The sequence below is a fragment of the Acinetobacter sedimenti genome (assembly GCF_022601685.1).
Taxonomy (GTDB): Bacteria; Pseudomonadota; Gammaproteobacteria; order Pseudomonadales; family Moraxellaceae; genus Acinetobacter; species Acinetobacter sedimenti.
Genome location: NZ_JAKUML010000015.1, coordinates 51,163 through 58,497, shown reverse-complemented (window position 1 = coordinate 58,497; position 7,335 = coordinate 51,163). Strand labels below are relative to the sequence as shown.

8 protein-coding genes and 2 pseudogenes are annotated in these 7,335 nt (G+C 38.8%); 3 read left to right on the top strand and 7 right to left on the bottom strand.

The window, feature by feature from the left end:
• The 3 genes and pseudogenes from MKI79_RS09745 to MKI79_RS09735 all read left to right on the top strand — a co-directional run.
• Window positions 1–117 (top strand): integrase core domain-containing protein (locus tag MKI79_RS09745; RefSeq protein WP_168390107.1); only part of this gene is annotated, 117 nt, incomplete at its 5' end.
• A 47-nt stretch (window positions 118–164) separates the two neighbouring features.
• Window positions 165–645 (top strand): annotated as a pseudogene (locus MKI79_RS09740) (hypothetical protein).
• 205 nt (window positions 646–850) lie between these two features.
• Complete coding sequence (locus MKI79_RS09735) at window positions 851–1,045, top strand: heavy-metal-associated domain-containing protein (protein ID WP_004281879.1); 195 nt, start codon at window positions 851–853, stop codon at window positions 1,043–1,045.
• Between the two features lie 65 nt (window positions 1,046–1,110).
• Here the strand turns inward: MKI79_RS09735 and MKI79_RS09730 are convergent.
• The 7 genes and pseudogenes from MKI79_RS09730 to MKI79_RS09700 form a co-directional block, all read right to left on the bottom strand.
• A pseudogene (locus tag MKI79_RS09730) lies at window positions 1,111–1,317 on the bottom strand (IS1 family transposase); the annotation flags it as partial.
• Window positions 1,318–1,737: 420 nt separating this feature from the next.
• A complete protein-coding gene (locus MKI79_RS09725; RefSeq protein ID WP_241572740.1) occupies window positions 1,738–2,352 on the bottom strand; it encodes a thiol:disulfide interchange protein DsbA/DsbL in 615 nt (204 codons plus the stop codon).
• A gap of 113 nt (window positions 2,353–2,465) precedes the next feature.
• Window positions 2,466–3,410, bottom strand: coding sequence for a copper resistance protein B (locus MKI79_RS09720; RefSeq protein ID WP_241572737.1), 945 nt, complete (start codon window positions 3,408–3,410; stop codon window positions 2,466–2,468).
• Window positions 3,397–3,735 carry a hypothetical protein gene (locus MKI79_RS09715; protein ID WP_004897649.1) on the bottom strand — a complete coding sequence of 113 codons (339 nt, stop codon included), beginning with the start codon at window positions 3,733–3,735 and terminating at the stop codon, window positions 3,397–3,399. Before MKI79_RS09715 ends, MKI79_RS09720 begins: the two co-directional genes overlap by 14 nt.
• Window positions 3,722–5,533: a copper resistance system multicopper oxidase gene (locus MKI79_RS09710; protein WP_034583971.1), complete on the bottom strand. Its 1,812-nt coding sequence runs from the start codon at window positions 5,531–5,533 to the stop codon at window positions 3,722–3,724. The genes MKI79_RS09715 and MKI79_RS09710 overlap by 14 nt, the downstream gene beginning before the upstream one ends.
• Window positions 5,534–6,128: 595 nt before the next feature.
• Complete coding sequence (locus MKI79_RS09705) at window positions 6,129–7,076, bottom strand: IS5 family transposase (RefSeq protein WP_241572733.1); 948 nt, start codon at window positions 7,074–7,076, stop codon at window positions 6,129–6,131.
• Window positions 7,077–7,083: 7 nt separating this feature from the next.
• On the bottom strand, window positions 7,084–7,335 hold the full coding sequence (locus MKI79_RS09700; protein ID WP_241572730.1) for a FeoA family protein: 252 nt from the start codon (window positions 7,333–7,335) through the stop codon (window positions 7,084–7,086).

The window sequence follows — 7,335 nt, the reverse complement described above, 5'->3', positions numbered from 1 at the left end:
CATTTATTTGATACTTTGGATGAAGTACAAGATTATGCAACAAACTGGTTGTGGCATTACAACCATGAAAGACCACATCAAGCTAACAAAGGAAAGCCACCTCTAATGGCTGCTTAACCTCTACTTTTAACTTCGGTTATTTATGGGAGGATTACCATTCCACTATGAAAAATTCCGTACATCTACCTTTATACAATGAGTTTATGGACATTTTTGCAAATTATGAAATTAAAAATTGGCAGGCTAAACATTTTTGGGAAAAAATGATCATAGGTAAAAAATCTAGAACTGAACAACATCGGCGACTGATGTATATGGGATTGAGAGTTTTAGTAAAGTGTGAGTACTTAGAAGTAGATGTATCAGAATCTACATCAAAAACCTTTAGTTATAATGAGACACGATGGTTAGATGAGTTAAGAAAAACTCATAAAAAACATATGCTTGAAAAAGTTTTTTTTGAAAAAAAAGACTGAATTTTTAGATCAAATTAAAGACAAAGAAAATAATATCAATTTTATTCAGACACTTTTGGATGATGATAAATCACTAGAAAAATATTTTATTGAGCACCAAAAGAAACTGGAAAATGACATCAGAAGTATCAATTCCAATCTCAAATTCATGGAAGATGTCTTAAATTAGGAACAACCGAAATAAGAATGTTGGGTCATGAGACATATCATATGCTGAATGCTCTTCTTTGGAATACTCTGAAGAAAACTGTAAGGTTGTAAACAGACCAAGTTACAGCGAGTAACTGATTCAGAAAAAGGCTGGTTGTATGGTGAAAGTTTAGAGTTACTGTTCTAATGTTTTAAACAAATGTTTTGTTAAAAAGGAGCAACATATGAAATTTCACATCGCTAATATGACTTGTGGTGGTTGTGCACGCGGCATTACTACCGCAATTAAAGAGCTCGACTCGAATGCCTCACTCGATATTGATTTACAAAACCGTATTGTTGAAATCAACACAACGGTGAGTCAGGATCAAGTCATTGCCACTCTCAGTGAGCGTGGATTTACAGCTGATCCTGCTTAATCTCTGTTAGAGTAACAGTGGGAATTCCTTACCACTTTGGTGGTGTTTCAAAAAGTATGCTAGCGTTAAACAAATCCGTTATTAAGGTAAAAGAAAGTCAAATCAAAGGCTTTAAAATGATTTTCGAGCTTTTTAGAAAAGTTGCAACTTCTCCTAAATCCACGCCTGATTCGATGACGAATTCTACAATTGTTACCTTCAATACCGACGGTAAAAAACTTACCGATCACTTGCTTGCAACATTGAAATGCTGTGATAAAACTATCCCAATATTGTTACTTAGACAGGTAGGACATTTGATTTGTAGCGTTATTTTCATACCTCTATTTTATCAAAAGCCATATTGTTTTTTTCAGCATACTTTTTGAAACACCACCTTTGTTTGTTTTAGAGCGTCGGGGCGCCTCGGCAATTCTGCGTGTTGAAATAGAAAGGAAAATTCATTTTCTGAATGAAGATATCAGGTATGAACTGGTAAAGATACAATCCACGATTCATATTCAATCCCATGACTTTAAAGCGCAAAGCGTGTTGCAGATGCAGCTCTTATTCCGAGGAATTTTACACTGGTATCGCCCGCCGATAGAAACACCAGATCCGGCAGTCAGGACGTAAATAACCATTTCTCCAGTTTAAATAAAAAAACCTGCAGATTCGATGCAGGTTTTTTTTTAGAGATAATCAATCGCGTCTTATTTGGCTTTACGCTCTTTCTCGATCAGGTAATTCACCACCTGAATGACTTTGGCATCATTACCCTGCACAATATATTTACCATTCACGGTCACTGCCGGAACACCACTTAACTGATACTGAGCAGCCAGATTTTTGGCTTGGGCAATTTTCGAAGTGATCGGGAAAGATTTATAAGTGCTGTTAAATTTCGCTTCAGGAATACCATAGCGGGTATAGAACTTGGCCAATTGCGCCTGTTCTAAAATTGGACGCTGCTTATCATGAATATCATGGAATAATTGTAAATGTGCTTTTTGACGCACACCCAATGCTTCAGACACATAATAAGCACGCGCTGCCTGCTCCCAGAGTGGATTCATTGCAGCCGGCGTACGTACAAAACGGATATCTTTGGGTAATTTTTTCAACCAGCCCTGCATATGTGGTTCAAGCGCGAAACAGTGACCACAGCCATACCAGAAGAATTCACGTACCTCAATTTTGCCCGGTTTTTCGACTTTGACTGGTTTTGCAACCACCTGATAGTCCTGACCTGCCACAAAATTGGCCATAGCACTACCTGAAAAGGCCAAAACAGATGCGGCAACAGCTCCTAAAAGTAATTTTTTCATTGGGATTATCGTCCTTTAAATCATAAGGAAGCAAAATAAGTTAACATTTTGCTTCCGGCCACATTAAGCTAGAGTTTTATTTAAATAAAGCTATTTAGTAATCATTAAATTAATTAAAATCTAAATCTAACACCAGCTCCATATAACCAACCTTTCTCAGAGTTTGATTCTATTTGCCACGACGTTTCATCATTACCTTTTGAATACTCATAGGCAATGTCGATATACGGCATGATCTTTTTACTGATTTCATAGCGAGTTTCAAACCCTGCGGTTGCACTGCTTAAACCAGTTTTTTTCGCATATTTAGAGTCATCACTAAAGATAGCATCCAACTCTAAATAAGGTTGAATAATCAACTTTTGCGTAATCAGAAAATCACGTTCCGTTTCTAGGCTAAAGCCCGCATAATTGTCTTTTCCCGCATAGAGATAAGCATCAGTTTCAAAGAAATATGGCGCCATACCATGTAAGCCAATCACCGCATCAACATTTTCTTCGGTGTCTTTGCGATGATCATTGAGTTCAACTTTTTCACTACGATAACGTGCACCAATCTGTGCATCCCAAAAGTCTGAAATCATACGGCTATATAAAAGTTTGGCATCATAATGTGCATCATGCGATTCTTCTTTATCGGCATGAATTTTAATAAAAACCTTATTTTCATCTGTGCCAATACGGGTTTCAAACTCTGACTTTAAATCACCTGTGCCATCTTCATTGACAAGCCACTTATTGTCCACTGTCGTAATCGCATAAATTTGCGCACCGTGTTCTGAGCGATGATCATAATGCGAACTCTGCTGAGCATTCGCATCTGGTGCATGATGTAAATGATTAACCGTAGATGTTGCCTGATGTTGTGCCTGATTCATTTGGCTATGGTTCATTTGAGAGCGATCCATTTGCATCGGCTGATTTTGACTAGAAGATGTAGCAACTGTCATTTTTTCAGGCGCACTATGATCTTCACCATTATGTGCCAAACTCACTGCACTGACCATCAACAAAGAGCTTGCTAAAACAGTTTTAGAAAAAAGATTAATGGTGCGCATGTTGATCTCCTTTCTGTACTTTTTGATCTTGCTGTTTCTCTGTTGATTTGTGATGCATTGGCTGATGACCTGCATGTTGATGGTTCATCGGTGCTGAATGTGCAGCATGATTCATTTTCCCCATCATCTGCATGTGTTGTGCATGCTCTTGTGGAGAATGCTGTGAATGATCCATCTCAGACATCGCTTGATGATTCATTGATGGTACATTTTTTCCATCAGTCTGAGCAGTTGAATGATGCCCTTCGTGCGCCAAACTTAAGCTTGTTAAACTCAATACCGCAACAGAAAAAAACGCTTTAAATACAAAATTAGTGATGTGCATGTCCAGCTCCTTTTTGCTCAGTTACTTGGTGAGTTTGAGTCGAATTTGTACCTTGAATTGGCGTTGTAGACACTTGTTCATCGCTAACATTTGCCACGATCAACTTGTTCATCATTCCTGCACTCATGTGATACAACAAATGACAATGGATTGCCCATTCGCCCAACTCATCCGCAGTTAATAAAGCAGTCACTGTTTTACCCGGTGGTACAATCAATGTGTGTTTATTCGGCATATCTACCGACTCTTGACCATTCTCTAACTGCATAAACATGCCATGTAAATGCATGGGGTGCGCCATCATACTGTCATTAATAAATTTGATACGGATACGCTCGCCATACTTCACTTTTAATGGCTCAGCATCGCTGAATTTTTTACCGTTAATCGTCCAAATATAACGCTCCATAGTACCGCCCAAACGCACTACTAATTCACTGCTAGCTTCACGAGTATCTTTTTGCGGTTCTAAAGATTTTAAATCACTATATTGCAAGGCTTTATTGCCCGCAGGTGTAGATGCATTTGCCCAACCATAAACCACTTGATCATTTTCTTGTGGTTTTGCTGTGCCATGCTGTGAATGATCCATTTTCGAGTGATCCATGCCTTGCATATCGCCATGGTTCATTTTTGAATGATCCATTTTCGAGTGATCCATGCCTTGCATATTGCCGTGGTTCATTTTTGAATGATCCATTCCTGCATGATCACCGCCACCATGTCCCATATCTTCCATGGTCAAAAGTGAGCGTGGACGTGGTGCAGGCATATGAATGCCATGTGTCATAGGATTTAATTCATTGTGCAGTGTACCAATCGCATAGCCTGCACGATCAATTGACTCAGCTTCAATTTGATAATGTCCGCCTTTTGGCTCCACAATCACATCATAAGTTTCAGCTGTGCCAATACGAAACTCATCCACAGCAACAGGTTTTACAGGCTGACCATCAGCACTGACCACAGTCATTTTCAAGTTAGGAATACGGACATCGTAGAAAGACATCGCAGATGCATTCACAAAACGTAGGCGAATTTTTTCATTCGGTTTAAACATTCCTGTCCAATTTTGTTCAGGTGTTTTGCCATTAATGAGGAAGGTATAACCTGTAACATCCGACATGTCGGTTTTTAGCATACGCATCTGATTCCACATTTTGCGGTCAGACCATGTCGCTTTTATGCCATCACGTTTAACCTGCTTCCAAACATCACCCAAGGTTTCACGCTGATCTTGATAATATTCAGCTGAAATTTTAAGATCTTTCTGAATTTGATCACTGGTTTTTTCATGAAAATCTGACAACATCACCACATAGTCACGTTCAGCTTTTTCATGTGCTGCCAATGGTGTTTTACCTTTTGGATAAATCACAAAAGAACCATATAAGCCGTCCTGTTCCTGTCCTTTAGAATGAGCGTGATACCAATAAGTCCCGCTTTGGCGAATCTTGAATTTATAAACATACTCGCTTTGAGGCTTAATACCGTTAAAACCATTAAATCCCGGTACACCATCCATAATGCCCGGCAACAACAGTCCGTGCCAATGAATAGAAGAATCTTGGTTTTTTAAATTATTTTTCACGCGAATGATGGCTTCATCACCCTCTTCAAACTCAAGCAAAGGCGCAGGAAATTGACCATTTACGGTAATGCGCTTTACAGGCTTTCCAGTTGGGCTGACCACTGCTTCGTCAATAACAAGCTGATATTCACGCACTTCGGCAAAAACCAAAGGCGACGATGCAAAACAAATACCTGCTAATAGGTACGAACTAATTTTATGAGACATAACTTAACCTTAATTTTTGAAAAATAAATAAATTTTAAAAAAATTGGTTAAGCTTTAGGGGGACGTAAAATTTCTTGCCAATACCCATTTAGATATTGGTTGGGGTAATAAAAATTAGGCTGATCTATAGAATAGAAGGTATCTAGGGGATCTAGCGAGCTTTGCAAAGAATGAAGACATGAGATCTGTGTCTGGCAGGATAAGCTAGAACATTCCTGACACTTTTTGTGATCTATATTCTGATTAAGAGCTAAATGATTATGGCAATCGGTATTCGTCTGTACTTCGTGATTAATACCATGTTGAGTGACTTGCTGTGCTTGATCTAAACAATGATCTTGGCTCATTTCAGTTTGCATATTGATATGCATTATCTTTACTGATGCAACAGACACACTACTCCATCCTATGGCAAAAACCATAAGAAAACAAAACCAAAGTTTTTTGGAGAGATGAGTCAACACGAATGCTATCTAGGAATAGAATTTAATCCAAAATATCTTAACGGAATTTTCAAATATTTACAACTCAATATAATTTAGTGGCTTTGTTGCACAAAGATTTGAAATGCAAAGCGCCCCTAATTGAGCTAAATTTAAGGCGTAACTTGGGTAAGTGGTCGACCTAATTCCGTAAATCTGTTAAGGACTGCTACACGTGCATGGATTTCATTCACTTGGCTATCAAAACTCCTTGCACTGAGTTTATCTCCTAATAATTTGATGCAATGCATCTTAGTTTCAACCAAACTTCGACGATGATAGCCTGACCATTTTTTCCATAGTGTCCTGCCTGAGAAGCACTGCTTCGCAAGATTAACTGTTCGAAGTAATTCATTTCGCTCTAGCGAGCTACTCTTTGTATCTTTCCATTGTTTCGCATTTTTTCTTGGTGGAATCACCGCATGCCCTTGCCGATCTGCAATGACCTGACGGCATTGCTTGGTGTCATAAGCTCCATCGGTATAAACAGAGTCAATCTGCTCATCTTGTGGAATCTGATTAAGTAAATCACCAAGCACCTGTGAATCACTGACATTATTGGTTGTAAGCTGAACTGCTCGTATTTGTAGGGTTTTAGCATCTATACCAATATGAAGTTTACGCCATTGGCGACGATATTCAGGTCCATGTTTCTTGCGTTTCCATTCGCCCTCACCTAGAAACTTCATGCCTGTAGAGTCCATGAGTAGATGCAGCCCATCGCTACTTTTTTGGTAGCTGATTACAATATCAATATGCTTTTGTCTTCTACAAAGCGTGGTGTAATCTGGAGCTATCCAATTTAATCCGCAAAGTTTAATCAGACTTTGCACAAAGCCAGTGACCATACGTAAAGACAGACGGAATAAGGATTTAATCATTAAGCAGCATTGGATGGCTGCGTCGGAGTAGGTTTGATTTCGCCCTTGTTTGCCTTTTGATGGCGCATACCATTGCGTAGCAGGATCAAACCAAATGGCAATATTTCCGCTACTCATGAGTGCTCGGTTATATGCGGGCCAATTGGTTGTGCGGTAGATTTTGTGTGTAGGCTTCTTCATTTGAAAATTATATCGCTGAAAAACCCTTTACAGATAGGTTTGTGCAACAAAGCCATGCGAATCTTGAAGTTTCAATTTGAACTAAAACAGGATCTCCGCTAAAAACACCTTTAGCGAGTACTTGTAGAGTTTCACCCTCTCTAAAACCTAATAGTTGGAGCCGTTCCAATACGGGATCAGTGGTATGACTGTATTGATTACCTTTTTTGAGATCTCTAATTTTGACGATCTGATTTTGTTTAACTTGAAATAGATTCAT